Raw genomic sequence first — 25,181 nt, forward strand, 5'->3', positions numbered from 1 at the left:
GAATACCTTCTTTTATCGATTTAATAAAATTACCAACCGTACTTCTTTTCACTCCATTTTTTAATAACTAGATCTTGTTTTACGAAAACAAGACTATTTTGTTCGATATCTTTATCGATGATTGCACCTGCTCCTAACACACTATAAGCCCCTATTTTACATCCAGGCATAATAATCGTATTCACACCAGTTCTACAATAATCACCAAGATAAGCTGCATTCGAAAAATATATAGGTATTTCTTTCCGTCCATTTATAACGTGCTCAGTTTCACCGTCATCAAAGCGTAATGTTCCACAAACCGTAGCTGCACCGATATCCGTATAACTGCCTATTGCGCCATAAAACTCGCCATAGTGGTAAAGATAGACCTTATCCATTACCATCCCACCAAGGAACTCTGCACAATGGTCGAATATACAATGCGAACCAATTGAAACTCCATCATAAATCATACAATAATTACGAATGGCCGTATGATCGCCTATAACTGCGTTGCCATTGAAAATCGCACCATTATCTATGATTGTATGATCACCTACAATTAGATTACCGTGAATGACAACTCGATCACCAATTGAGGAATTCTTACCAAGCTTTACGTGACCATGAATAGTTGCATTTTCTGAAATCGTCGCACCTTCTGCTAGTTCGTTCTCTTTTATTGCATTACAAAAATGATTCACCATATATTCATTCGCTTCTAACATATGCCAAGGCTTATCGATATCAAAGAAATAGCCATTACACTCAATCGCTTGTAATTTTGTTTTCTCAAGTGATTTTAGAAGGGCAGCTTCGATGTATCGTTCTTTCGGAGCACCCACTCCTACTTTTACATTCGGAAAATAATCGGGCGTTCTTTTCAATTCATCTAGTAATGACTCGTCAAAAAGAAATCCTGCGAATTGATGGGTAATACTGTCACCACGGTAGTGAGCACCGATTGACTGAACAAATCCATCCTTTATACTCGCACCGATCCAATTCCTTGATGTCTCTTCTAATTTTTTTAACAAAACAGTAGGTTTTTTCGAATTAGCTAATTGCTCTAAATCCTTTTGTTCGATAATCGTATCACCGTAAAGAACTAGAAACTCCTTAGTACTTGAAAGTTTCTCAACTCCCTTTATTAAACTTTCTGCACTTCCTAAATTTGATTGATCAACAACAAATTTAACATGATCTATGTCGAATAGAAGATTCTCAATTTCTCTTTGATATTCCTCATTAACGACAACAACTATCTCTTCTATTCCCACTGCTAAAATGGATTCAATATTATAACGTATTAATGGTTTACCAGCGATTTTTATTGCTGTTTTGGAGCGAACTGCGTTGAAAGGATTCATTTTGCTCCCTTTGCCTGCCGCAAGAATTACTGCACTTTTTACCATTCTAATACCTCGACTATAAAATTTTTTTACTTATATTCAACTAATCGAAACTTATTTTTGCCTGCTAAAAGATAAGGCATTAATTCGTATGCAAAAGGATGAACAAATCCAATGACATTATGTTCAACGGATTGCCCTAAATCTTTTAATGAAATTTGTACCTCTCCCTCATATTGTGCACTTCGATTATTTAAAATAGAAACTGTATATTTCTCCCTTGGAGCACGATAGCAATGAGGTACTTCCATTCCCCTTGTATCAGTTGCACGAATGAGATTTGCTGGTTGATCTACTCTTGAAATAAGAACCTGCTCACTAATTTTCACCTTTGTCTGTTCGGGAACATATTGATTAAAAACAACTGGAATTTCTATATAGTCCTGTTTGTAACATCTAGCCATTTCGTTAAGCTCTGAAAAATCCGCAAATGAGTCACCAATTAACACATCATTAAAACCATTTGCAAATAACTCTAGCATGGCAATATGGCTAGGCAAGAAGCGGTGTTTTTCAATTGTACAAACTCCATGACCTAAATGGTGTAAATCTTTAGGCGAAAGCTGCGAAGCAACAAATCCTCCAACTGGCACACCGAATAAAGCAAACATATTGTTAATTGAGCGTATGTCTTCTAAAGACAATGCTGTATCTGGTAGAGGAAAAAAATTATGACAAGCTGTAAGTTGTCCGATATTCCCTTCTCTTTCTATTGTTTCTAAAAACTCACGGCATTCGCGTAAAGCGTTTCCATTTTGATTATTAGAAGAAGACATTGAAGCATTTACTTCTATTAGAATTCCCTGTTTATTTTTTGAAAGGAGCGCAACTTCTTCACTCGTAAACCCTCCATCGATGCGGAGCCTTGTGATGCCCATATTCTGTAATGCTGTAAGGTCGTTTAATGTACAACCCAACTCACTGAAAACTTCATCATTCATATCTGCTGACACAGTCATATTAAGTTCCTTGCAATACCTAAATAATTCATTCCAAGTGTCCGCATTTACATTTATTGCACCTTCAAAACCATGATTATTTAAAATCAGCGAAACAAATACCTTTTTAAAGCCTAATAATTTAGCCTTCTCTAAATAATCTTTGATTTGATCTAAAGGATAAAAGTTGGGATACACACTAATTCCTATTTCACGCATATTCGATCGCCATTCCTTTAATTTTATTTTGAATTACTTGTATTTCTCACCAATAATGATGGCACCGAAAACTGGATCATAAAGAGGTGCAGATAGTTCAACTTGTGGTAAAGCCACACTTAACTTCTCCTTTAGCGTATCGAAATACTCAGCTGATTTCGTCAACAAACTTCCTGCCACAGATAGTCGGAAATTAATTGAACCCATTTGTCGGCTGATTCCAATGACTAAACGAACCAACTTATCTAGTTCTCCTTCGACAATTGTACGAGCAGCTTCGTCACCTTTTACCCATGCCTCTAAAACGATTGGTGTACATGAAGCTACCTTATCTACAGGTATTGTATCTTCCAAGTATAATAAATCCATAAAATCTTCCGGAGAATTCAACTTAAAATGAGCCAGCAATTTTTCGGTAAATGAAGTAGGAGCAATTACTTTGTCATACTCATTCATAACAGCCGTGATTGCATGTAAACCGATTTGGAAACCGCCACCCTCATCACTTATTAATCCGCCCCATCCGCCTGAGCGTATTGTATTTCCTTTTGAGTCTACTCCCATAACAATGGAGCCTGTTCCAGCAATCATCAAAGCATCTTTTCGATCTCCGTTCCCACCTACAAGAGCAATTTCTGCATCATTTACTACTTCTAGCTGGCAAGTAAAACCACTTTCTTTTAATGCATTCAAATAAATATCAATATCTTTCGGTCGATCTACTCCTGCAGAGCCTAGTACAAGAATCGCATTTTGTAAACGCTCTCCAAAATATGAAACAAGTGATTCATATATTTCACTAAATACTGGTCTAAGCCCTTCTACACCGATGTTGTTATAATTTGACATCCCAAAATTTTGATCAAATAACGTATCTCCATCCAGACGTTCTTTGACCATAACTCTCGTTTTCGTTCCTCCGCCATCCATTCCGATTATCAATCTATTCATTATGTGTAGATCCATCCTTTCGTTAAGCTAGTGAGTTATCGTATCAATCTACTAATACTTATCTTATTTCATTTTAGTTTTCAAATTTGTTATGAATGTATAGTTGCATTTATTGTAAAGTAAACATTTCTCATTTACTAGGTGGATATTTTCTTCATGTAAAGGAAAAAAACCACTTATTCAATGTTAACAACTCGTCAAAGTTCTAGATTGTAAATGAAAACAAAAAAAGTACCCTATAGTTAGACTTTTTAATTGTCTACTCTAGAGAGTACTTTTTAATTGTATTTATATGTGCAGACTGTAATTGACAACACAAGGGCTGACACTTTTACAGTTCCAATATTCCATCAAGATTCTTTGACTCAAAATTATCAAGCATTGCACGTACTTCATCTGTTGATGATGTATTCATTAATTGATTTCTTAATTCACTTGCCCCTCTAAACCCACGAACATATATCTTAAAAAAGCGATGAAGAGCCTTGAACGAACGCAGCTCTAAATATGAATATTTATCATGGAGATCCATATGCAATCTTAAGAGATCAAGTAGTTCCTTACTGCTATGTTCTTTCGGCTCCTTTTCAAAAGCAAACGGATTATGGAAAATACCGCGGCCAATCATAATCCCATCAATACCGTATTGATGAGCGAGCTTTAAGCCAATTTGACGGTCAGTGATATCCCCATTGATCGTTAAGAGTGTATCAGGTGCCACTTCATCACGAAGTTTCTTTATCTCCGGTATTAATTCCCAATGTGCATCCACTTTGCTCATTTCATCTCTTGTACGAAGATGGATCGACAGATTGGCAATGTCTTGTTTCAAAATATGAGTTAGCCAGTCACGCCATTCGTCTACCTCAGAGAAACCAAGCCTTGTCTTCACACTTACAGGTAATCCTCCTGCTTTTGCTGCTTGTATTAGTTCTGCTGCGACTTCTGGACGGCGTATCAGACCGCTTCCCTTTCCGTGCCCTGCCACATTAGGTACAGGACAGCCCATATTGATATCCACACCTTTAAATCCAAGTTCTGCCATACCAATACTCATTTGTCGGAAGAATTCGGGCTTATCACCCCATATATGAGCTACCATCGGCTGTTCATCCTCTGTAAAAGCCAAACGTCCACGCACACTTTTGTTTCCTTCTGGGTGACAATAACTCTCACTGTTTGTAAACTCTGTGAAAAACACATCTGGTCTGGCTGCTTCACTTACAACGTGGCGAAAAACAACATCCGTCACTTCTTCCATTGGTGCTAGTATAAAAAATGGTCGCGGTAAATCACGCCAAAAATTATCTTTCATTTCCATTTTCAAATCCTCTCATTATGGGATTACAGTCCAATCTCATATCCCAAAATTAAAAAGCAAGATATACTTGCTTGCACTTGTATCGTCATTCCCTTATTATTTCCACGCCATCAAATAGCAATCCAGTGTTCTTAGTTAATAAGGGTTTCGCTAAAAAAAACTGAAGAACTTTAGAAGTACGCTGGGTTCAATACACTTAGTGTCAGTTCCCTTCCTTAAGTACTAATTTCGCGACAGCTTCTACGTGACTAGTATGTGGGAACATATCCACTGGCTGTATTTCTACTGTTTTATAACCACCGTCTTCAAGTACTCGTAAATCTCTTGCTAATGTAGCAGGATTACATGATACGTAAACTACTTTGCTTGGTTTCATATCAATGATTGTATTTAATAAAGCCTCGTCACAACCTTTTCTTGGAGGGTCTACAACTAATACTTCAGCTGTAATTCCTTGCTTGTACCAATTAGGTATAACTTCTTCAGCTTTCCCTACTTCAAATTCAACATTTGTCATCTCGTTAATCCTAGCATTTCGTTTCGCATCTTCAATCGCTTCTGGTACAATTTCTACACCATAAACCTTTTTAGCCTTTTGAGCTAAAAATAATGATATTGAACCGATTCCGCAGTATGCATCAATAACTGTTTCACTACCATTTAAGTTTGTATACTCGAGTGCTTTATCATATAAAACCTTAGTTTGTGTAGGGTTTACTTGATAAAATGATCGAGCTGATATTTCGAAAGTAATATCACCAATTTTATCTTTGATTGTTTCACTTCCGTATAATACAATTGTTTGATTTCCAAGAATCACATTTGTTTTTTCATTATTTACGTTTTGAATAATGCTTGTAATTGTTGGATATTTCTCAACAATTCTAGCTATTAATTCTTCTTTTTGAGCAAAGTTCACTTTATTAGTAACAAGAACTAGCATTGATTCATTTGTATAGTAACCATAGCGTGCCATAATATGACGCAATAGTCCTTTGTGGCCAACTTCATCGTATGGCTCGATTTTTAATTCTTCACAAAGATCTTTCACAGCTTGTATCATTTCATCATTTTCTTTTCCTTGAATGTAGCATTCATTCATTGGAATAATTTCATGGCTTCTCTTTTGATAGAAACCAACAACTAATCCACCTTCTAGTTCCCCTACTGGAACTTGTGCTTTGTTACGGTAACTCCATGGATTTTCCATTCCTAACACTGGATGAATTACTACGTCATCAAGTTTCCCAATTCGTTTTACAACTTCTACTACTTGTTTATGTTTCGCCTCAAGTTGGCCTTCATAGCTCATATGTTGAGTTTGACAACCACCACATTGATTGTAAATTGAACAAATCGGTTCAACTCGTACATCACTTTCTTTTTGGAATTCTATAATTTTACCGAACCCAAAGCCTTTGCTTGTTTTTAGCACCTTAATTTGTGCTTTTTCACCTGGAAGTGCATTTGGTACAAAGATCGGATATCCTTCTACCTTTGCAACTCCATGTCCCTCATGAGTTAAATCGATAAATTCAACATCTATAAATTGATTCTTTTCTACAGGTAACACTCTTTTCGACAAGTCCCTTACCTACCTTTCAACCTTTTATTAAACCATTTCATTATACAAAATAAATAACCACGTTAACTACCGTGGTTACTTTTTCTAGTATTTACTACTATTTCACTTATTATGGTACATAGATTTCTAGGTGGTTGTAAAGCATATCAACAGTACATGGTGTTTCTCCACCATACTCACCATCAATATTTAATAGTAGTTTATCATCAGACATAATTTTCAAGTGGCTTGCTCTAGTATAAAGAACATATTCATTTTGTACATGCTGACCACTTAATAGCTGGGCACATACTCTGATGATTTCGGCTATATTTGATTTCTTTAAGACTAATAAATCAAATTGCCCATCATTAATACTTGCCTCTGGTGCAATTTTTTCAAATCCACCAACTGAATTTGTATTCGATAATAAGAACAAATACGCTTCTTCATCAAAGACTTTTCCATCGTACTCAATTTTTAATCGAGTAGGCTTAACCCTTGGTAACATTTCAATACCTTTTAAATAATATGCTAGTTGTCCTAACATTGTTTTTAGTTTGCTAGGTACTTCATATGTTAATTCTGTAATTTTACCGGCAGCTAAAATATTTACAAAATATTTATCATCAACTCTTCCAATATCAAGAGGTACAGTTTGCCCATTTGTTATGACTTCAGCCGCTTCCATAATTGAAACATTCACACCAATTGCTCTAGCAAAATCATTTGTTGTCCCAACCGGGATTAATCCTAACTTTGGTCGATATTCTTGTTCTGCCATACCACTAATGACTTCATTAAGTGTTCCATCTCCACCGCAAGCTACAACTAAATCAAATTTTCGTTCACATGCTTCTCTTGCTGCGATTGTCGCATCACCTGCACCGGTTGTTGCATGACAAGAGGTTTCATAACCTGCTTGCTCGAACAATTGCAACACATCGGGAAGCTTTTTCTTAAAAATTTCACGACCAGAAGTAGGGTTGTAGATAATTCTTGCACGTTTCATCATTAACCATCCTACTTATTTATTTAAGTTCTCTAACTTATATCCTAACCTAAAAAGTTTTTGTAGTAAACTTTTTCCATTTACTTATCTATTTTTACCTTTCTAAAGCATGTTCAAACCCATATTGAAAAGCAATATTATATTAAATTTAGATTACATTCGATTCTTTGCTATATTTTTCTATCGTTTTGAACAACTTAATTATTATAGTACATATTGATGATAAATACATTAAAGTAGAATTAAGGATTGATAATGAGATGGAAAACAAACCGTTCGTGAATGTAGAGTATTTTGCTCTAAAAAAGTTGAAAATTTACCGAGATAGTGTTTTGCGTTTTTTATTAAGAGCAATAATGGCTAGTATGTTTATAGGCTTCGGAGTTATAGTAGCATTTAAATCAGGTCATTTCTTTCATGCTGCGTATACACCATTTGCCTACCCAATGGCTGCTATAACAATTACCGTCGCCATCCTTCTAATTGCATACGGTGGTGCTGACCTATTTATAGGAAACATATTTTATTTTGCCTATACTGCCATAAGAGGAAAAATGAAATGGCCAGAGGTGTTACATTTATGGCTTATATCTTACATTGGAAACATACTAGGTGCTGGTTGTTTTTCTTTATTAATTCATATAACAGGATTATATAACGACCCAACAGTAAAATGGATCTCCTTTTGTATGCATCAACAAGCCAGCCATATTATTGAATCATTTTGACTCTAAACAATACAAAAAAACTACGGAACTTATAACCCGTAGTTTTTTGTATTGAAAACCTTATCTTTTTTGAATTTCTTCCATTAAGATCTTATTTAATAGTGGTGGATTCGCTTGACCTTTAGTCGCTTTCATCATTTGACCAACAAGGAAACCAATAGCTCGGTCCTTACCATTTTTAAAGTCTTCAATAGATTGTGGGTTAGCATCAAGAGTTTCAATAACGATTTTACGAAGAGCGCCTTCATCAGATAATTGTACTAAACCTTTCGCTTTTACAATTTCATTTGCGTCTCCGCCGTTTTCGATTAACTCAGTGAATACTTTTTTCGCAATCTTAGAAGAGATTGTACCGTCTGTAATTAACTTAAGCATACTAGACAAGTTTTCTGGCGTTAAAGCAACTTCATGCAGTTCTTTTTGTGATTTATTTAAATATGCCGAAACTTCACCCATTAACCAGTTAGATGCTAATTTTGCATCTGCACCATTGTTTACTGTTTCATCAAAGAAATCAGACATTTCTTTTGTTAAAGTTAATACCATTGCATCATATGCCGGTAAACCTAATTGCTCTACATAGCGTTTTTGACGAGCATCTGGAAGCTCCGGAATACTTTGGCGAACACGTTCTTTCCACTCATCATCAATGTATAGTTCAACTAAGTCTGGTTCTGGGAAGTAACGGTAATCATCCGATCCTTCTTTTACACGCATTAAGATTGTAGTTTTTGTAGCTTCATCGTAACGACGTGTTTCTTGTTGGATTACTCCGCCAGATAATAAAACTTTTTCTTGGCGAACTTGCTCATGCTCTAATCCTTTTTGAACGAAAGCAAATGAGTTTAAGTTCTTTAATTCTGCTTTTGTACCAAATTCCTCTTGTCCAAATGGACGTAAAGAAATATTCGCATCACAACGAAGTGAGCCTTCTTCCATTTTTACATCAGATACCCCACTGAATTGAATAATTGACTTAAGTTTTTCTAAATATGCATAAGCCTCTTCAGGAGTTCTCATATCCGGCTCAGAAACGATTTCAATTAATGGAGTTCCTTGACGGTTAAAGTCTACTAATGAATATCCTTCATCTGTATGATTTAACTTTCCAGCATCCTCTTCTAAGTGAACGCGAGTAATACCGATACGTTTCTTTTTGCCACCAACTTCGATTTCAATCCATCCATTTTCACCAATCGGCTTATCAAATTGAGAGATTTGGTAAGCTTTTGGATTATCAGGATAGAAATAGTTTTTACGGTCAAACTTTGTCTCAGTTGCAATTTCACAATTTAATGCCATTGCTGCTCTCATACCAAAGTTTACAGCTTCTTCATTTAATACTGGTAACACACCTGGATAACCTAAATCAATTACACCAGTGTTTGTATTTGGTTCTGCACCAAACGCATTAGGGCTTGGTGAGAAGATTTTTGATTTTGTTTTTAATTCTACGTGTACTTCTAAACCGATTATCGTTTCAAAATTCATCTTTCCCGCGCCTCCTTATAGTTGTGGTCTTTGTTTTGTAAAGTCAGTTGCTTGCTCGTATGCATGGGCAACTCTGTAAATTGTAGACTCATCAAAATGTTTACCGATAATTTGTAATCCTAATGGAAGACCATTATGGAAACCACAAGGAACAGAAATCGCAGGAACACCCGCTAAGTTAATCGGAATCGTTAAAATATCATTTGCGTACATTGTCATTGGATCACTTACTTTTTCTCCTACCTTAAATGCAGGAGTTGGTGTAGTTGGGCCAATAATAACATCATAGTTTTCAAATACTTTCTCGAAATCTTCTTTTATTAATGTACGTACTTGTTGAGCTTTTTTATAGTAAGCATCATAGTAACCAGAACTTAATGCATAAGTTCCTAACATGATACGGCGTTTTACTTCGTCTCCAAAGCCTTCAGCTCTAGTTTTCTTATAAAGATCAATTAAGTTTTCTACATCAGCTGCACGATGACCGTAACGAATACCATCGAAACGAGCTAAGTTAGCAGATGCTTCAGATGAAGAAATTAAATAATATGTAGCTAATGCATATTTAGAATGTGGTAATGAAACCTCTTCCCAAGTAGCGCCTAAGCTTTCTAATAAATTTAATGCAGCCATAACAGACGCACGAGCTTCTTCACCAACACCTTCTCCTAAATATTCTTTAGGTACAGCGATACGAAGACCTTTTACATCACCTGTTAACGCCTTAGCAAATGAAGGAACTTCTACATTTGCTGAAGTTGAGTCACTTGCATCTAATCCTGAAATTGCTTGTAATAACAATGCATTATCTTCTACATTTCTAGTTATTGGACCAATTTGGTCTAGAGAAGAAGCAAATGCTACTAAACCAGAACGAGATACACGACCATATGTAGGTTTTAAACCAACAACTCCACAAAATGAAGCAGGTTGACGAATTGATCCACCTGTATCTGAACCTAAAGAGAATAATACTTCTCCAGCAGCTACTGAAGCTGCAGATCCACCGCTACTTCCGCCTGGTACGTATTCAGTATTCCAAGGATTACGAGTACCACCGAACGCAGAATTTTCATTAGATGAACCCATTGCAAATTCATCCATATTTAATTTTCCGATCGTAATGCTTTCAGCTTGAGCTAATTTCGTAACAACTGTCGCATCATAAATTGGATTGAAGTTCTCAAGAATTTTACTCGCACAAGTAGTACGAAGACCCTTTGTAACGATATTATCTTTTACACCGATAGGCATACCAGCAAGAATTCCACGAGACTCATCCCAAGGCTTTTCATCAAGTGCTTTTGCTTGTAGACGCGCTTGCTCTTCATTTAAAGTTAAAAATGATTTTACTTCACCATCAACTGCTGAAATTCGCTCATAAGATTCATTTACTAACTCTTCTACTTTAATCTCTTTTGATTTTAATTTGCTATGTAATTCTGAAACTGTATATTCAAATAATGACATTCTAATTTCCCCCCTTAATCCAATATTGACGGTACTTTAACTTGTCCATCTTTGTGGTCTGGTGCATTTTTCAGTACCTCTTCAATTGGTAAACCTTTACCTGGCTCATCTTTACGTAATACATTACGCATTTTTAGGACATGTGTAGTTGGTTTCACATTTGTTGTATCAAGTTCACCTAACTGCTCAGCAAAATCTAAAATTGCTCCAAGTTGTTTTGAAAACTTCTCTGCTTCTTCCTCTGTCACCGCTAAACGCGCTAAATGAGCAACGTGCTTAACTTGCTCCATTGTAATTTTTGACATTTATATGCACCTCCATATTATTCGCACAACATACAATATACTGATAATACCAAATTTCCCATGTGTCGGGCAACATTCCACTTAAATACAAGTAAAATAATTACAGACTGTCCGTCAAACGCTCTCTTTCTTCTTTACTTCACCTAACAGAAGCTCATTATCGTATAGGATAACTCCGCTCCTCATTAGGTTAGATGAACCTCGAAAGAAATTCGCTTTCAAACAGTCTGTCCTAAAATTCTTACATATAAAATTAATCAAACGTTTGTTTAAATATGGACTAAAGTTTATTCGGCAGGGATTCTTGTTAGTTCAATTCCATATTTTTTAAAATACTCAATTGAATAATCATCCGGATAGCCTACATTATATACAACTCTAGTAATTCCCGCTCCATTTATCATTTTCGCACAAGCTCGACACGGTGCAGTTGTACAATAAATTGTCCAATTATCACCTTTCGTTTTTTGAATCCCTGATTGTACTAATTGATAAATCGCATTTTCTTCAGCATGGAAAGCATCACAAGGATACTGATCTGAGTATTTGCCACTGTCTAATAACCCTTCTTGGCGAGCAGCAAAGCGTGGACATCCTCCATCAATACAATGCTTAGCACCTTTCGGATATCCATTATACCCAGAAGCAATTATTCTATTATCACTTACAATAACTGCTCCAACCCTTCTACTTCCGCAAGTTGAACGAAGAGAAGTTATAAATGCCTGTCCTAAAAAATAAGAGTCCCAATCATCGCGAGTTCCTAAAGGAATTGAATCTACTAATTGAATTATTCTCTGTAAAATTTGCATGGTATCCCTTCTCTCTGTTCACTATTACTTATTTAAAATTATAGCATAATAATATGGGGAAGGTTGAGTTAGAAGTAAAGTATTGAGCATAACAAAGAGAGCGTAAATTTACTTACGCCCTTCAAAATAAATAACTCATTATAAAATGATGCTGATTCTAATTTGATAAATTTATAATTTAGCATCTACTTGTGAGTCAATTCACAAGTTTTTATTTAAAAAAACACCTAATTAAAAAATACGTGCTTCCTAAAGGATTATAATGTATAAAAATTTTAAAATGATGATCGAAAACAAACTAGCTGCTATGTATAGTAAAATTTTCATTCTCTTATCAGGTATTTCTATATCCATACTTCTCACCTTCTAAACTATAGAAAATGTATCCATTATAAGAATTCCTAACTGATTGTGTTAAACCTATTAAGATCATATTTGATAACAGTGAACTTCCACCATAACTTAGAAATGGTAGCGTAATACCTGTTACAGGTAGTAAACCTATTGTCATTCCTATATTTTGAAAGATTTGAAAAGCTAATACGGATACCGCACCAACACAGATCAATGTTCCAAACAAATTATTAGTTTTTTTCAAAGTATCTAAAGAAATATTCATTATTCTATTTAGCAAAAGAAAAAACAAGGCTATGCATAAAGCCCCTCCAACAAATCCAAATTCTTCACCTATATTGGCAAAAATGAAATCAGTATGTTTTTCTGGAATGTAGACAGCTCCATTTAAGTATCCTTTTCCAGATAGTTGACCAGTACCAATTGCAAGTAAGCCCTGTTTTGTTTGAAATCCAGCATCACTATGCTCAAATGGATTTAACCAGCCTTCAATTCTACTTCTCTGATGAGGCATTAATAAAGATAATATTCTTGCTTCAAAGTAAAATTAAAGATGGTGGCAACGAAATAAGTAGAATTTTACATAACAATATTAAATTAGTTTTTACATTATTTATTTTAAATACCCTATTATGTTTATCTACCAACGCACTAATACTTATAAGCAAACTAATCTTCATAAATTCTGAAGGTTGTAATGAACCAATAAACGGTAACTGAAACCATGCTTTTGCCCCGTTAACTGGTCTCGCAATACTTTCAGGAGCAAATATTAAAACGATTAAAAGTAGAATACATGTTGCATAAATAATCCAGTTTATCCTTTTGATTAGATTAAGATCAATTGTCGCAACTAATATAGATATAGTAAGTCCGATTAAATAGAAAACACCCTGTCTTATTACGAAACTTCCCTGATACTGACCGCTTTTACTAGCCGAATAGATCGCAAAAATACTAATAAGCATTAGACACAACATTAAAATTAACATGATAAAGTCGTAGGATTTAATAAGATCTTTTTTAGGATTCATACTCAAATTCCTTTAACATTCATTCCTTTTAACCATTATACTAATTGCTTGATTGCTTTTACTACGGAACAAGCTGATGTTTCAAAAAACATTCTAATTTTAGACATACTATAGACAAAAGTAATTTTAATCTTTGATGATAAGTAATAAAATAAGAAAACCCCACAAAGAAATTATTTTCCTTGTGGGGTTTCTTCTTTTAAAGGTTGTCAATAAAACAAGCCTTTACTCTATTTATTAAAGCATTTCTGAAGTTGTTTTACCTTGCATGTGAAGAACTAGGTAGTCTGGTCCGCCTGCTTTTGAGTCAGTACCTGACATGTTGAATCCACCAAATGGTTGGTAACCAACGATTGCACCAGTACATCCACGGTTGAAGTATAAGTTACCAGCGTGGAAATCTTCACGTGCTTTTTCGATGTTTGCACGGTTGTTAGAGATAACAGCACCTGTTAAACCGTATTCAGTGTTGTTAGCAATTTCTAAAGCGTGATCAAAGTCGTTAGCTTTGCAGAATGCTACAACTGGTCCAAAGATTTCTTCTTTCATTAAACGAGCATCTTCAGCAACGTCAGCAACGATTGTTGGTTTGATGAACCAACCAGTAGAATCGTCTCCTTCTCCACCTGTTACTACACGGCCTTCTTCACGTCCGATTTGTACGTAGCTCATTACTTTATTGAAAGCAGCTTGGTCATTAACTGGACCCATGTAAGTTGAACGGTCTTCTGGGTTTCCAACAGTTAATTCGTTTGTTAATTCGATTGCACGAGCAAGAACTTGATCATACACATCTTGGTGAATTACTGCACGAGAACATGCTGAACATTTTTGACCAGAGAATCCGAATGCAGAAGAAACGATTGATTTAGCAGCTAATTCTAAATCAGCTTCTTTATCAACTACCATTGTGTCTTTACCGCCCATTTCAGCGATTACACGTTTTAACCAGATTTGACCTGGGTTTACTTTTGCAGCGCGCTCATAAATACGGATACCTACTTCTTTAGAACCAGTAAAGCTGATGAAACGAGTGCGTGGGTGATCAACTAAGTAATCTCCTACTTCAGCACCACTACCTGGTACGAAGTTTACTACTCCTGCAGGTAATCCAGCTTCTTCTAATACTTCTAAGAATTTGTAAGCAACTACTGGAGTAGTACTTGCTGGTTTTAATAGAACAGTGTTACCTGTTACTACAGCAGCTACAGTTGTTCCAGCCATGATTGCAAATGGGAAGTTCCAAGGAGAGATTACAACACCAACTCCTAATGGAATGTAGTTGAAACGGTTATATTCACCAGGACGGCTTTCAACAGGAATTCCGTCTTTTAATTGTAACATTTGACGAGCATAGAACTCTAAGAAATCAATTGCTTCAGCTGTATCAGCATCTGCTTCATTCCAAGGTTTACCAGCTTCTTTAGTTAATAAAGCTGAGAATTCGTGTTTACGACGACGAATAATTGCAGCCGCACGGAATAAGATGTCAGCACGAACTTCAGGTTTAACTTTTTTCCATGTATTAAAAGTTGTATCAGCAATTTGCATAGCTTTTTCAGCTAAGTCACGGCTTGCTTTAGATACAGAACCAATAACTTCTTTATGATTTGAAGGATTTACAGATACGATCTGTTCTTCAGTAAAGATACGCTCTCCACCAATGATTAGTGGATATTTTTCACCTAAATAAGATGAAACTTTTGCTAATCCTTGTTTGTATTGTTCTTGATTTTCCTCTAAGCCAAAGTTTGTAAATGGCTCATGTTTGTAAGGTATAACCATTGAATAAATCCCCCTTTAGTTTGAAAATAGCAACAACTGTAACCGTTTTTCTATCAGTGTTTTCAGTCAATTGCTAGTAGAATAACTACTGTATAAAAAACTCACATTTACATAATACAATATTCCTATATATTCTTCAAATATGAAACGCTTACAGATTCTTCCCTTATATTAAAAAAAAGGAAGAGTTGTCCTCTTCCTTTTAGTTATAAATATGCACACTTGGTTCCTTAGCATCTACATCTTTTACGATGAGTGCTTCCTGTCCATTTGATGAGAATATATTCGTCTCAACCTTTAAGTATGAAGGGAAATGGTCCATCATAAGTCCCGCTACATATTGAGTAAAAGCTATGACTTCTGCCTTACCATAAAATTGCATAGGTATATCAATTTTTAGTTGTATTAATTCATTATCCTTATAAAAACCAGTACCTACAACACCAGTATAATTCGGAAAATAATTTTCTATATCTGATTTAAAATTAACCATTTTCATTGCATCATCTCGGTAATCTGCAGTTGCAGCAGCTGAAGGGAATAAATAGTATTTCTCATTTATTTTATCCCAGTTGCTAATTGAGAAGTCATTTCCAGACACTGAAGTCATAGCAACATAGTTTCCAGGTACTACAGATGACTGACTTTGCTGACGGAAAATAGCAAATGTGATTGGTATATCTTTAAATTCGTCCATTTTTCGCACTCGCGTTAAAATTTCTTGCGCGATCGCTTTACCTTGTTTAATCATTTCATCTTGAGGAATTTTAAGCTCTCTTGGGTAGCCGTGCTCCTCTTGATAATAATAAACAGAGTTCATTGCTAAACCAATTGCTACGCCCTCAACTTTAACTTCTTTTCCGTTCTTTTTTAGATAATCCTGCTCTAAAATTGAATTTAAAAATATTGGAGCTTGTTTAGCTTTTTGATCTTCAGTGAGATTTTTTGTATCCGTTTGAATTGGATTCAATCCGTCATTTGTAATCGAACTTGGTTTTAAATTTGCTCTCTTAAGTGCATCTTGTTTTTGTTTAAATTGTGAAGGAGTATACTTCCTTTTTAGCCAAGATTCCACCGTTTTTTTACTTAATAATTGTCCTTCTTGATACAGGTAATCTTTTGTTGAATATTGCTCTTGTACAATTCGCATTAAACCTAATTCAAATTCACTAATATCAAGTCTATTATCGATATTTGCAACGACAGCACCTCTTGTTTTACTCGGTTTAAATGGAAGTATTGTCTTGTAGTAATCATTTGAAATTGAATAACGGGGAATAATTGCGTCTTCCCCTTTTTTGTTATTGCTCTCTTGTACAACCTTATCTTCATTCTTTATTGATAATGAACAGCCAGATAAGATGAGCGAAAAACAACATAGGAGCATTCCTATACGTTTTTTCATCTAACTCACACCTTCTACTTATTAAGTGAACGAACTACTATCATTAATCCGTCCTCTAGTTGATTGAAATATTATTGTGGTTGAAGCTCTTTAATCATTCTCTCTTCATCCCAAATCTCGATATTTAATTTTCGTGCAGCATCTAATTTCGATCCAGCTGCCTCACCTGCAATGACTAGATCAGTACTCTTACTAACACTTCCTGCTACTTTTGCGCCAAGTGCTTCTAACTGTTTCTTAGCCTCACTTCTAGTCATCTGTTCTAGCTTACCAGTTAATACTACTGTTTTACCAGCAAAAAGAGAATCCATATTAATATTTTCTACTTGAATCCCTTTATATTCAGTATTTACTCCAACAGTTTTAAACGTTGAAATAAGTTCTTTTACTTCGTCTTGTGAAAAATAATCATTAATTGACTGGGCCATTTTAGAACCAATTTCATTAATTCCGGTTATTTCCTCAACCGATGCTTCCATCAGTCGATCAATTGTTTGGAAATGCTGAGCTAATGTTTTTGCTGCTTTAGCTCCAACATGACGAATACCTAAACCAAATAATAATTTTTCAAGTGAATTTTCTTTAGAAGCTTGAATTGCAGAAATTAATTTATCTGCTGACTTTTCTCCAAATCGTTCAAGTGATAATAATTGTTCTTTCGTTAGAATATAAAGATCTGTAAATGTCTTAATCAAATTAGCATCGAATAGTTGTGATACTACTCTTTCACCTAGACCCTCGATATTCATTGCATCACGAGACGCAAAATGAATTAATCCTTCACGAATTTGAGATGGACAGAAGGGATTTACACAACGTAGTGCTACTTCACCTGTCACTCTTATTAACTCATGATCACATGAAGGGCAGTGAGTTGGCATTGCAAAAGGCTGTTCATCACCAGTACGACGATCTAATAGTACATTTACTACTTCAGGAATAATATCTCCAGCTTTGCGAATAACGACTGTGTCACCAATTCGAATGTCTTTTTCTTTAATTAAATCTTCATTATGAAGCGATGCACGTTTTACTACTGTACCTGCAACACGAACAGGTTCTAAAATTGCAGTCGGTGTTACCACACCTGTACGACCAACACTTAATTCGATATCGACTAATTTGGTTACTACCTCTTCAGCTGGGAACTTATATGCAATAGCCCATCTTGGTACTTTTGCTGTTGATCCTAACTTTTTCTGAATACTGTATTCATCCACTTTTATGACAATTCCATCAATCTCATAAGGCAATGATGGGCGTTTTTCTTTCCATTCTTCAACGTATTCAATTACTTCTTCGATTGTATGGCATGTTTTGCGGAAAGTATTTGTTTTAAATCCAAGTTTGTGAAGATAGTCTAATGCTTCGCTATGCTTTTGAATTGAAAATTCCTCAGCTGTTGGGAATCCATAAACGAAGAACGATAAATCTCTCTTTGCAACAATTTTCGGGTCAAGTTGGCGTAATGAACCAGCCGCTGCATTTCTTGGATTTGCAAATAATTCTTCCCCTTTCTTTTCACGCGATTCATTAACCTTTTCGAAGCTAGCTTTTGGCATGAATGCTTCACCACGAGCTTCTATTGTAATTGGCTCAGAAAGTCTTAATGGAATTGCTTTAATCGTCTTTAAATTATGCGTAATATCTTCTCCAACTGTACCATCACCACGAGTTGCACCTTTGACAAACAATCCATTTTCATATTGAAGTGAAACCGCTAAGCCGTCTATTTTAAGTTCACAAACATAAGATACTCCCGCAGAATCCTGTCTAATTCTTTGGTCGAAATCTCTTAAATCTCCTTCATTAAACGCATTTCCTAGGCTTAACATTGGATGACTATGAACGACTTTTTCGAACAAATCAATTGCCTGTCCACCTATACGTTGTGATGGAGAATCAGGTGTTAACAGAGTTGGATATTGTTCTTCTAATTCAATTAATTCATGTAATAGTGAGTCATACTCGGCATCTGGCACTGATGGCTGATCTAATACATAATACTCATAGTTGTACTGATTTAATTGTGTTCTTAGTTCTTCAACTTTATCAATGTTTTTTTGATCCAAGAGCTCTCCATCCCTTCTATGCTTTCGTAATTGGAGCAAATTTTGCTAATAAACGCTTAATACCAACAGGACTTGGGAATGCAATATCTAACTCCATTGCTTCGCCTTCTCCTTTTACACTTACAACTGTACCAATTCCCCATTTACCATGAGAAGCTTTATCTCCAACTCTCCAACCTAGTGACTCTCCACCTGTTGTTTTCATTGCCACCGCTGGTCTAGATACAGCACGGCGCTCAGTTACTACTTTCTTATTAGCACGATCTAATAGCTCATCAGGAATTTCATTAATAAAGCGAGATTCTTGGTTTACACTAGTGCGACCATAAAGTGTACGTGTTTGAGCATTCGTAATATATAAATTCTTTTCAGCACGTGTTATTCCTACATATGCTAATCGTCTTTCTTCTTCCATTTCTTCTTCGTCCATTAAAGAACGGCTATGTGGGAAAATACCTTCTTCCAAACCGATTAGAAACACTACTGGGAACTCTAATCCTTTTGCAGAGTGAAGCGTCATAAGGATAACCTCATCTGCTTGTGACTCTTCTTTATCGGCTTGATCGATATCAGATACTAAAGCTAAATCAGTTAAAAATGATACTAAACTTTTATCTTCACTGCTTTCTTCAAAAGCGTTTGTAACTGTTAAAAACTCTTCAATATTTTCAATTCTTGAAGCAGATTCAATAGTATTTTCATCTTTTAACACTTGGATATAGCCTGTTTTATCAAGAACTTCCTCAACAAGCTCGGTAACTGATAAATAATCCAACATTTGCTGCCAGTTTTTCGCCATAGCATGGAAATCTCCAATTGCTTTCGTAATCTTTCCACTTAATCCAACGAAGTCAATTTGCTCTAAAGTATCTGATAGAGATAGGTCATTCATTATGCTATAGTTAATAATTTTATCTACAGATGCCGCTCCCACACCACGTTTTGGGACATTAATAATTCTTGAAAAACTAATCTCATCATCTGGATTTGCAATAAATCTTAAGTAAGCTAGTATATCTTTAATCTCTTTACGATCATAGAACTTTACTCCGCCGACCATTTTATAAGGAATATTAGACTTAACTAAAACTTCCTCCATTGCACGTGATTGCGCATTCGTACGATAAAGAATAGCAACATCACCATATTGATGAACTCCTTCTTTTTTCCACTCGGCTAGCTTTCCAGCCACAAAATATCCTTCGTCCTGTTCTGAGGCAGCTCTAAAATAATGTATCGGTGTACCTTGTCCATTTTCTGTCCAAAGCTTTTTCGCTTTACGGTTTGAATTGTTCGTGATAACTGCGTTAGCAGCATCTAGAATCGTTTGAGTCGAACGGTAATTTTGTTCTAACAGAATTACTTGTGCTTTATCATAATCTTTTTCGAATGAAAGAATATTAGAAATATCTGCTCCACGCCATCGATAAATTGATTGATCTGAATCACCAACTACACAAATATTTTTAAATTGCTCGGCAAGTAATTTTACAATTTTATACTGAGCATGATTAGTATCTTGATACTCATCCACGTGAATATATTGAAATTTTCGTTGATAATATTGTAGTACTTCTGGAACACGTTCAAATAAATTAATTGTCATCATAATTAAATCGTCGAAGTCTAATGAATGATTTTTACGTAGTCGATCTTGATAAGATGCATAAATTTCTCCAACAACTTTTTCAAATGGAGTAAAGGCATCTCTTGAATAATCTGCAGCAGTTTGCAGTTCATTTTTTGCACTACTAATAGAACCTAGAATACTACGAGGATCAAATTTCTTTGAATCTAAGTTTTTCTCTTTCAGAATATTTTTTATGACTGTTAATTGGTCAGTTGTATCTAATATAGAAAAGCTTCTGTTAAAGCCAATTCGATCAATATCTCTCCGAAGAATGCGCACACACATTGAGTGGAATGTGGAAACCCAAATATCTTCTGCATCTTTTCCAACTAGATTAAATATACGCTCTCTCATCTCTCTAGCTGCTTTATTTGTAAAGGTGATCGCAAGTATATTCCATGGAGCGACACCTTTTTCTCCTAATAAATAAGCAATTCGATGTGTTAGTACTCGAGTTTTACCTGAACCTGCTCCAGCCATAATTAATAAAGGACCATCAACCGTTTTAACGGCTTCTTTTTGCATTGGATTTAAACCTTGCAATAATTCTTCTGCTGTTTTCATTACTTCGTCGCTCCTTCTTTCACAGCTTTCACAGTAAGTAAAGCCTCTTGTAAGTTATCATATATAATGTTCCCAACAACAATCGTATCAGCAAATTGCTTCATCTCAATTGCTTGTTGAGCTGATGAAATTCCCCCACCATAGAATAATTTCGTATTGTTTAATACTTTTGAAACTTCTTCTACCACCTGAGGTGAACCATATGTTCCGCTATATTCCAAATAAAAAATTGGTAATTTTAATAATTGCTCAGAAACTTCCGCATAAGCGACAATATCTTCTATTGAAAGATCTGTTACTGCATTTGTCAGCTTTGCAGCCTTACAATCTTCATTTAATATACAATAACCTTCCATTACCAATTCTTCGGCATGAACTAAATGAGCGAATTCTTTCATTGCTTGTTGATGCATTCCAATAATCCACTTTGGATCATTACTATTTAAAACTGTCGGGATAAAATAGAAATCATATCCTGGAGTTACGGCTTCAAGATTTGATACCTCTAAAATACATGGTACTGCATAGCGTCTTATTCTAACTAGTAGAGAGATTGTAGCATCTAACGTTACATCGTCCGTTCCACCGACTAATATTGCATCCGTTCCTGACTCGCAAATTTTTTCTAATTCATCATCAGAGATTTCTTTGTTTGGATCTAATTTAAATATGTGATTCCATTGTGAATAATCGTACATTTTGTCCTCCGGAATTGTTTTTTAACATTAATTTATCTATTTTTATTAAGTACTTTTTATCAAAAATATAAATGTATTGTATCTTATTGAAAAGGAAAAGTAACCCTACGTCCCCATTTTAAGTAATTAATACTAATTGTTTCCTATGATATTGAAACAATTAAAGGGAAAAATGGTAAAGAGTGATGTAGTCACTGATACTTATTATAAGGGGAGTTACTGTTGAGACCAAATATTAGCATTATAAATGCACTTATCCGTATAACTGCTGGCTTAACAATTTTAGCTTACGGCACAGCAAAGCTTACACGCAGAAGATGTAGTAATTCTGTAATCATTTTGATCATAATCGGTGCCATGAAATTTGCAGAGGGAGTATTACGTTTTTGCCCAATGACTGCTCTAGGTAAGAAATGTAAGATTATGGCAGATAAACACGACGAGGGAGATACATTCGAAGATTATGTTCAACCTTCATAAAAGTAGTTTATCAAAAATGGAGTAGATTGTATAGATAAAAATAGAACACTAGTTCTTGTTTTAACAAGAAATAGGGTCGTCATTAATAATAAATGACGACCCTTTCTTACTAATTATTTACTTTAATTGCTTTATGCGCTATATCGTGGCGATAGAATAAGCCAGTTGATTGAACCGTATCAATTTGTTTATATACATTTTCGCAAGCTTCATTAATGGAGCTTCCTTTATGTGCAATAATTAATACTCGTCCACCATTTGTAACATATTCATTATTTTCAAGTTTCGTACCAGCGTGGAATACCATTGTTTCATTACTTACATTATTTAAACCAGATATTACAGCACCTTTTTCAGGAACTTCAGGATATCCATTTGCAGCAAGCACAACTCCAACAACAGCTTCCTCTGACCATTCTAAATTAATTTCTTCTTCATTTAATATTGCTAATAATACTTCAGCTAACTCACTCTCTAAACGAGGTAATACAACTTCCGTCTCTGGATCGCCAAATCTTGCATTAAACTCGATTACTTTAGGTCCCTGGCTTGTTAACATTAAACCAGCATATAGTATTCCAGTAAAATGTCTTCCTTCAGAAATCATTGCTTCTGCGACTGGTACTACTATTTCTTTTAAAGATTGTTCAACAACTGACTCTGAGATTTGTGGTACTGGCGAATAAGCACCCATACCACCCGTATTAGGTCCTTTGTCTCCATCATAAGCACGTTTATGGTCTTGGGCGATTACCATAGGATAAACCTTATTCCCGTTAACAAATGACATTAGCGAGAATTCTTCGCCCTCCAAATATTCTTCAATTACTACAGATGCACTTGCATCGCCGTACTTTTCATCAAGTAGCATGTCATGAAGGCTTACAATTGCTTCTTCTATTGTCATCGCTACAACTACACCTTTACCAGCTGCTAGACCATCAGCTTTAATAACAATCGGTGCGCCAACATTTTCAACATATGCTTTTGCTTCTTCAAAATTAGTAAACGTTTCATAAGCTGCAGTCGGGATCGCGTATTTTTTCATTAAATCCTTTGTAAAACTTTTACTTCCCTCAATAATTGCAGCTTCCTTAGTTGGACCAAATATCTTTAAATTAGCAGCTCGAAAATCATTTACAATTCCGTTCATTAAAGGAACTTCAGGACCAACGATTGTTAAATCAATTTCTTCCTTTTTTGCAAATGCAATAAGTGCTTCATGGTCACTTTCATCAATATTGACAAGTGTTGCAACATCAATCATTCCATCGTTTCCTGGAGCAACAAATACGTCTGTTACATTCTCCGATTGATTTACCTTCCAAGCAATTGTATGCTCACGGCCTCCGCGACCAATGACTAATACTTTCATCTTGTCATCTCCTTATTTCTTAATGTTTAAAGTGACGAACCCCTGTAAAGACCATTGCAATTCCATATTCATCAGCTTTTTTAATTGAATCTTCATCTTTGATTGATCCGCCCGGTTGAATAATTGCTGTAATACCAGCTTTAGCCGCTGCTTCTACTGTATCATTCATAGGGAAAAATGCATCTGAAGCTAACGCTGCACCAATTGATTTTTCGCCAGCTTGTTCAATCGCAATTTTTGCAGCTCCAACACGATTCATTTGACCTGCACCAACACCGATTGTCATATGATCCTTCGCTAAAACAATTGCATTTGATTTAACATGCTTTACAACTTTCCAACCTAATTTTAAATTCTCCCACTCTTCTTCAGTCGGTTGACGTTTTGTAGGGACTGTAACTGTTGCATCATCTAATCCAAATGTATCCATATCTTGACGTAATAAACCACCATGAACAGTCGTTAATTTAGGTGCAAACGAAGGCTTAGTTTCTAAGTCCACTGTTAATAAACGTAAGTTCTTTTTACTAGTTAAGATTTCTAAAGCCTCTTCACTGAATGAAGGAGCGATAATAATTTCTAAGAATAATTCATGCATTTTCTTAGCTGTTGCAGCATCAACTTCACGGTTTGTCGCAATAATTCCTCCAAAAATTGAAACTGGATCAGCAGTATAAGCACGATCATAAGCTTCTTCAATTGTAGTGCCTTCTCCGACTCCACAAGGATTCATGTGTTTTACAGCGACAACAGCTGGATTTGAGAATTCACGTACAATATTTAATGCTTCATTAGCGTCATTAATATTATTATAAGAAAGCTCTTTACCATGTAATTGCTCTGCATAAGCAATAGACGAAACTGTTGGCATTGGAGCACGATAGAATGTCGCTTTTTGGTGAGGATTTTCACCATAACGTAAAGATTGTTTTAATTCGTAAGTAACAGTATAGCTTTCAGGATTTTCTTCTCCTACTTGCTCTGTTAAATAATTAGAAATTAATGAATCATAAGCTGCAGTATGACGGAAAACTTTAGCTGCTAATCGACGGTTCGTAGTAATAGAAACCGTATTATTATCAGCTAACTCAGCCAAAATTACTTCATAATCTGTTGGGTCAACTACTACAGATACAAATTCATGATTTTTAGCTGCTGAACGAAGCATTGTAGGGCCACCGATATCGATATTTTCAATTGCATCTTCAAATGTAACATCAGGCTTCATGATCGTTTCTTTAAACGGATATAAATTTACACAAACTAAATCAATTGGCTGAATTCCTAACTCGTTCATTTGACGCATATGTTCTTCATTTGAACGAACACCTAGTAAACCTCCGTGAATTGAAGGATGTAATGTTTTTACACGACCATCCATAATTTCTGGAAAGTTAGTTACTTCCGAAATACCAATTACATTTAATCCAGCATCTTTTAATAAATTATAAGTTCCACCTGTTGAAATAACTTCAAAATCATGTTTAATTAATCCACTTACAAATTCAATAATCCCTTGTTTATCTGAAACGCTAACTAAAGCTCGTTTTTTCATGATACATTCCCCTATCTAATCGAT

19 protein-coding genes and 1 pseudogene are annotated in these 25,181 nt (G+C 35.3%); 2 read left to right on the top strand and 18 right to left on the bottom strand.

Features of this window, described 5'->3' with window-relative positions:
* Positions 1 to 29: 29 nt before the first annotated feature.
* The 6 genes from COJ46_RS00750 to COJ46_RS00775 all read right to left on the bottom strand — a co-directional run bounded on the left by COJ46_RS00750 (position 30) and on the right by COJ46_RS00775 (position 7,402).
* On the bottom strand, positions 30 to 1,397 hold the full coding sequence (locus tag COJ46_RS00750) for a nucleotidyltransferase family protein (RefSeq protein WP_218008673.1): 1,368 nt from the start codon (positions 1,395 to 1,397) through the stop codon (positions 30 to 32).
* 26 nt (positions 1,398 to 1,423) lie between these two features.
* Positions 1,424 to 2,551, bottom strand: coding sequence for a MupG family TIM beta-alpha barrel fold protein (locus COJ46_RS00755; RefSeq protein ID WP_098565607.1), 1,128 nt, complete (start codon positions 2,549 to 2,551; stop codon positions 1,424 to 1,426).
* A 33-nt stretch (positions 2,552 to 2,584) separates the two neighbouring features.
* Positions 2,585 to 3,502 (bottom strand): N-acetylglucosamine kinase, encoded by a 918-nt coding sequence (locus COJ46_RS00760; RefSeq protein ID WP_176527912.1) that lies wholly within the window; start codon positions 3,500 to 3,502, stop codon positions 2,585 to 2,587.
* Between the two features lie 331 nt (positions 3,503 to 3,833).
* Entirely contained in the window at positions 3,834 to 4,817 is a 984-nt protein-coding gene (locus COJ46_RS00765; protein ID WP_097974048.1) for a tRNA dihydrouridine synthase, read from the bottom strand.
* A gap of 208 nt (positions 4,818 to 5,025) precedes the next feature.
* Positions 5,026 to 6,408 carry a 23S rRNA (uracil(1939)-C(5))-methyltransferase RlmD gene (rlmD, locus tag COJ46_RS00770; RefSeq protein WP_098565609.1) on the bottom strand — a complete coding sequence of 461 codons (1,383 nt, stop codon included), beginning with the start codon at positions 6,406 to 6,408 and terminating at the stop codon, positions 5,026 to 5,028.
* A gap of 109 nt (positions 6,409 to 6,517) precedes the next feature.
* A complete protein-coding gene (locus COJ46_RS00775; protein ID WP_097973985.1) occupies positions 6,518 to 7,402 on the bottom strand; it encodes a diacylglycerol kinase in 885 nt (294 codons plus the stop codon).
* Between the two features lie 257 nt (positions 7,403 to 7,659).
* On the opposite strand from COJ46_RS00775, the gene COJ46_RS00780 reads away from it, so the two are divergent.
* Positions 7,660 to 8,127, top strand: coding sequence for a formate/nitrite transporter family protein (locus tag COJ46_RS00780; RefSeq protein ID WP_097973983.1), 468 nt, complete (start codon positions 7,660 to 7,662; stop codon positions 8,125 to 8,127).
* A gap of 60 nt (positions 8,128 to 8,187) precedes the next feature.
* On the opposite strand, the gene gatB is transcribed toward COJ46_RS00780, so the two are convergent.
* From gatB to pcrB, 10 genes and pseudogenes are all read right to left on the bottom strand, one after another.
* Positions 8,188 to 9,618 (bottom strand): Asp-tRNA(Asn)/Glu-tRNA(Gln) amidotransferase subunit GatB, encoded by a 1,431-nt coding sequence (gene gatB / locus COJ46_RS00785; protein ID WP_098565610.1) that lies wholly within the window; start codon positions 9,616 to 9,618, stop codon positions 8,188 to 8,190.
* Between the two features lie 15 nt (positions 9,619 to 9,633).
* Positions 9,634 to 11,088, bottom strand: a complete 1,455-nt coding sequence (gene gatA / locus COJ46_RS00790; RefSeq protein ID WP_069032660.1) for an Asp-tRNA(Asn)/Glu-tRNA(Gln) amidotransferase subunit GatA — start codon at positions 11,086 to 11,088, stop codon at positions 9,634 to 9,636.
* A 14-nt stretch (positions 11,089 to 11,102) separates the two neighbouring features.
* A complete protein-coding gene (gatC, locus tag COJ46_RS00795) occupies positions 11,103 to 11,393 on the bottom strand; it encodes an Asp-tRNA(Asn)/Glu-tRNA(Gln) amidotransferase subunit GatC (protein ID WP_069032659.1) in 291 nt (96 codons plus the stop codon).
* A gap of 287 nt (positions 11,394 to 11,680) precedes the next feature.
* Entirely contained in the window at positions 11,681 to 12,205 is a 525-nt protein-coding gene (locus COJ46_RS00800; protein ID WP_069032658.1) for a deoxycytidylate deaminase, read from the bottom strand.
* Between the two features lie 334 nt (positions 12,206 to 12,539).
* Positions 12,540 to 13,551 (bottom strand): annotated as a pseudogene (locus COJ46_RS00805) (FtsW/RodA/SpoVE family cell cycle protein).
* A gap of 279 nt (positions 13,552 to 13,830) precedes the next feature.
* Positions 13,831 to 15,378, bottom strand: a complete 1,548-nt coding sequence (gene pruA / locus COJ46_RS00810; RefSeq protein ID WP_097973978.1) for an L-glutamate gamma-semialdehyde dehydrogenase — start codon at positions 15,376 to 15,378, stop codon at positions 13,831 to 13,833.
* 202 nt (positions 15,379 to 15,580) lie between these two features.
* Complete coding sequence (locus COJ46_RS00815) at positions 15,581 to 16,783, bottom strand: CamS family sex pheromone protein (RefSeq protein WP_097973977.1); 1,203 nt, start codon at positions 16,781 to 16,783, stop codon at positions 15,581 to 15,583.
* A 71-nt stretch (positions 16,784 to 16,854) separates the two neighbouring features.
* Positions 16,855 to 18,855, bottom strand: coding sequence for an NAD-dependent DNA ligase LigA (gene ligA, locus COJ46_RS00820; RefSeq protein ID WP_098565611.1), 2,001 nt, complete (start codon positions 18,853 to 18,855; stop codon positions 16,855 to 16,857).
* Positions 18,856 to 18,871: 16 nt separating this feature from the next.
* Positions 18,872 to 21,049 (bottom strand): DNA helicase PcrA, encoded by a 2,178-nt coding sequence (pcrA, locus tag COJ46_RS00825; protein WP_097973973.1) that lies wholly within the window; start codon positions 21,047 to 21,049, stop codon positions 18,872 to 18,874.
* Positions 21,049 to 21,747 carry a heptaprenylglyceryl phosphate synthase gene (pcrB, locus tag COJ46_RS00830; protein ID WP_097973972.1) on the bottom strand — a complete coding sequence of 233 codons (699 nt, stop codon included), beginning with the start codon at positions 21,745 to 21,747 and terminating at the stop codon, positions 21,049 to 21,051. Before pcrB ends, pcrA begins: the two co-directional genes overlap by 1 nt.
* A 222-nt stretch (positions 21,748 to 21,969) precedes the next feature.
* Here pcrB and COJ46_RS00835 point away from each other — a divergent pair, with 222 nt between their 5' ends.
* On the top strand, positions 21,970 to 22,227 hold the full coding sequence (locus tag COJ46_RS00835) for a YgaP family membrane protein (RefSeq protein ID WP_286145481.1): 258 nt from the start codon (positions 21,970 to 21,972) through the stop codon (positions 22,225 to 22,227).
* A gap of 109 nt (positions 22,228 to 22,336) precedes the next feature.
* Here COJ46_RS00835 and purD read toward each other — a convergent pair whose 3' ends face one another.
* Positions 22,337 to 23,602 (bottom strand): phosphoribosylamine--glycine ligase, encoded by a 1,266-nt coding sequence (gene purD, locus COJ46_RS00840; protein ID WP_097973968.1) that lies wholly within the window; start codon positions 23,600 to 23,602, stop codon positions 22,337 to 22,339.
* Positions 23,603 to 23,621: 19 nt separating this feature from the next.
* Positions 23,622 to 25,157 (bottom strand): bifunctional phosphoribosylaminoimidazolecarboxamide formyltransferase/IMP cyclohydrolase, encoded by a 1,536-nt coding sequence (gene purH, locus COJ46_RS00845; protein ID WP_097973966.1) that lies wholly within the window; start codon positions 25,155 to 25,157, stop codon positions 23,622 to 23,624.
* Positions 25,158 to 25,181: the final 24 nt, after the last annotated feature.

Source organism: Bacillus sp. AFS077874, from assembly GCF_002566505.1.
Lineage (GTDB): Bacteria > Bacillota > Bacilli > Bacillales > Bacillaceae_G > Gottfriedia.

Excerpts from the sequence above, each read along its gene's own strand:
- COJ46_RS00750 (WP_218008673.1), bottom strand. The coding sequence starts at position 1,397 with ATGGTAAAAAGTGCAGTAATTCTTGCGGCAGGCAAAGGGAGCAAAATG.
- COJ46_RS00755 (WP_098565607.1), bottom strand. The coding sequence starts at position 2,551 with ATGCGTGAAATAGGAATTAGTGTGTATCCCAACTTTTATCCTTTAGAT.
- COJ46_RS00760 (WP_176527912.1), bottom strand. The coding sequence starts at position 3,502 with ATGAATAGATTGATAATCGGAATGGATGGCGGAGGAACGAAAACGAGA.
- COJ46_RS00765 (WP_097974048.1), bottom strand. The coding sequence starts at position 4,817 with ATGAAAGATAATTTTTGGCGTGATTTACCGCGACCATTTTTTATACTA.
- COJ46_RS00775 (WP_097973985.1), bottom strand. The coding sequence starts at position 7,402 with ATGATGAAACGTGCAAGAATTATCTACAACCCTACTTCTGGTCGTGAA.
- COJ46_RS00780 (WP_097973983.1), top strand. The coding sequence starts at position 7,660 with ATGGAAAACAAACCGTTCGTGAATGTAGAGTATTTTGCTCTAAAAAAG.
- gatB (WP_098565610.1), bottom strand. The coding sequence starts at position 9,618 with ATGAATTTTGAAACGATAATCGGTTTAGAAGTACACGTAGAATTAAAA.
- gatA (WP_069032660.1), bottom strand. The coding sequence starts at position 11,088 with ATGTCATTATTTGAATATACAGTTTCAGAATTACATAGCAAATTAAAA.
- gatC (WP_069032659.1), bottom strand. The coding sequence starts at position 11,393 with ATGTCAAAAATTACAATGGAGCAAGTTAAGCACGTTGCTCATTTAGCG.
- COJ46_RS00800 (WP_069032658.1), bottom strand. The coding sequence starts at position 12,205 with ATGCAAATTTTACAGAGAATAATTCAATTAGTAGATTCAATTCCTTTA.
- pruA (WP_097973978.1), bottom strand. The coding sequence starts at position 15,378 with ATGGTTATACCTTACAAACATGAGCCATTTACAAACTTTGGCTTAGAG.
- COJ46_RS00815 (WP_097973977.1), bottom strand. The coding sequence starts at position 16,783 with ATGAAAAAACGTATAGGAATGCTCCTATGTTGTTTTTCGCTCATCTTA.
- pcrA (WP_097973973.1), bottom strand. The coding sequence starts at position 21,049 with ATGAAAACAGCAGAAGAATTATTGCAAGGTTTAAATCCAATGCAAAAA.
- pcrB (WP_097973972.1), bottom strand. The coding sequence starts at position 21,747 with ATGTACGATTATTCACAATGGAATCACATATTTAAATTAGATCCAAAC.
- purD (WP_097973968.1), bottom strand. The coding sequence starts at position 23,602 with ATGAAAGTATTAGTCATTGGTCGCGGAGGCCGTGAGCATACAATTGCT.
- purH (WP_097973966.1), bottom strand. The coding sequence starts at position 25,157 with ATGAAAAAACGAGCTTTAGTTAGCGTTTCAGATAAACAAGGGATTATT.